This window comes from Pseudactinotalea sp., from assembly GCF_048594945.1.
In the GTDB taxonomy this organism is placed as follows: Bacteria; Actinomycetota; Actinomycetes; order Actinomycetales; family Beutenbergiaceae; genus Pseudactinotalea.
Genome location: NZ_JBMDXJ010000246.1, coordinates 1 through 2,029, shown reverse-complemented (window position 1 = coordinate 2,029; position 2,029 = coordinate 1). Strand labels below are relative to the sequence as shown.

The following is a 2,029-nucleotide window of genomic DNA, read 5'->3' as shown; positions in this document are numbered from 1 at the left end:
CAAGTCCGACGGCCAGCTGATCCTGCGCGACACCGCGATGACGCCGGATGAGGACATGCACTTCTTCACCGACGAGCACGTGCACCCGTACTTCCACACCAACAACCTGTGGTTCGACCTGCAGGTGCTGCGCGACACCCTCGCCGAGCGCGGCGGCGTGCTCGGGCTACCGCTGATCAAGAACGTCAAGACCGTGGACCCCGCGGACGCGAGTTCACCCGAGGTGATCCAGATCGAGTCGGGGATGGGCACCGCCGTCGAGGTGTTCGAGGGCGCCACCGCGATTGCGGTGGGGCGCGATCGGTTCCTGCCGGTCAAGACGACCAACGAGCTGCTGCTGCTGCGGTCCGACGTCTACGACCTCGGCGAGGACGGCCGGCTCACCCAGGCTGGTGCGATCCCCGCGATCGACCTGGATTCCCGGTACTTCAAGAAGATCGACGACTTCGAGGCGCGGTTCGCTCAGGGCGCGCCGAGCCTGCGGGAGGCCACGTCGCTGACCGTCAAGGGCGACTGGACGTTCGGCGCTGAGGTGCAGGTGACCGGCGCGGCTGAGCTGGCCGACCCGGGCGCACCCGAGCAGGTCGCCGACGGCACGGTGCTGTCCGGCTGACTCGCACGGGGAGTCCTACGCCGGCGACGGCGGGTGGACGTCGAGGATCCACGGCTTGCCCGGGCGGGCCGGCTCATGGAGCTCGACGGCGAAGGCTCGCCCGATCTCGTCGGCCACCGCGGGCACGTGGCGGGCTGTGGAGCCCGCGACGCACAGGTGCCGGGTCACGAGGCCGCGCGTGTGCTTGGCGGAGTGGCTCGCACCGGGTACCCGGATCTGTACCCAGCGTTCGGCGAGGTCGCCGGCCGGTCGCCAGAGCGGCGTGTAGCTGCTGGAGCGGCAGTCGACGATCACGCCGCCGCCTGCAGCCTCGGTGAGTGGCGCGGGCAGGTGCTGGCGCCAGTAGGACTCGAGCCCTGCGGTCTGGTCTGGGCCGGCGAGACCCTCGAGGTTCGCGCAGATCGGCAGCCGGTACGGCGGCAGCGGGTCGCCGAGGTGCACCGCCCCGAACAACGCGGAGGTCACCACGATCCACCGCCGCGCCCGGCGCCGTGCCGCAGTCTCCATCGACGCCAGGTCGAGCGCGTCGTAGAGCACACCGGTGTAGAGACGCTCGGCCGGCAGCGTGCCGAGCTCCCGGATCCGCACGTTGCGTTCCACCTCCGCAGCGGCGCCCACCGGCGCCGTGAGGCGCGCGACGGCGTTCGGGAGAGCGCTGCTGGTGGTCAGGGCGTCGAGCACGCGGTCGCGGGCATCGGCGAGCTCGGGAAACGACAGGCGCGACAGGTCGAGCGGCCGCCCCCTCCCACGCTGCGCCTTCCCCTCCGACGGGGGCAACAGGATCAGCACGGCGCCAGCCTACGGCGGGATGCCGCCGGGCCAACCACGCGGTCGGCGGTCAGTCCTCGTCCACGGCGTGGCGGCCGCGGGAGCGGGAGGGCGGCTCCACGTGCACACGCGTGACACCGCGGACAGGGGTCGGGGCCGGCCCATGTACCGGTAGCGGTCCCGCTGCGCGGCGACCCGCGCGGCGGGCGCCGGGCGGGTCGGCAGCGGCGGCGGCGAGGCGGGTGCGGGCGGCGCCGGTCCGCTGCGGCACCACCTCGCGGGCGAACCGCTCCAGGCTGGCGTGGGTGTCGGCTGCGCCGGCCCAGCCGGCCAGCTCCACCAGCACCGTGTCCACGCCCTGGCTGTGGTCAAGGACCCGCTCGAGGTGCGCCACGGCCATCGCAGCAGTACCGACCACGGCGCGTCCGGCATCGTGCAGACCGTCCACGAGCGTGTCCGCGTCGGATCCGGCGGGGACCGCCGCGGGCATCGACGTCCGCGCGTACTCTGCCCAGCGCACGATCCCGTGGCGCACCTGCCGGCGCGCCTCGCTCTCGGTGACGGCGAGGTGGATCGGTACGGTCACGGCGATGCGGCCGCGCGGCCACGAGCGACCTGCGCCCCGTGCGGCGGTCTCGGCGCGCTGCC

Annotated in this window: 3 protein-coding genes; 1 reads left to right on the top strand and 2 read right to left on the bottom strand. The window is 73.6% G+C overall.

The annotated features are described in order from the left end of the window. Positions 1 to 613: UTP--glucose-1-phosphate uridylyltransferase (locus ACOJSN_RS10625; protein ID WP_420112470.1), on the top strand; the 613-nt coding region annotated here is incomplete at its 5' end. A gap of 15 nt (positions 614 to 628) precedes the next feature. Here ACOJSN_RS10625 and ACOJSN_RS10620 read toward each other — a convergent pair. Further along, the gene (locus tag ACOJSN_RS10620) at positions 629 to 1,402 is read right to left on the bottom strand and encodes a YaaA family protein (RefSeq protein ID WP_420112469.1); all 774 of its coding nucleotides are present in this window, start codon (positions 1,400 to 1,402) and stop codon (positions 629 to 631) included. Positions 1,403 to 1,451: 49 nt separating this feature from the next. After that, on the bottom strand, positions 1,452 to 2,029 hold a 578-nt coding region (locus ACOJSN_RS10615; RefSeq protein ID WP_420112468.1), incomplete at its 5' end, for a hypothetical protein.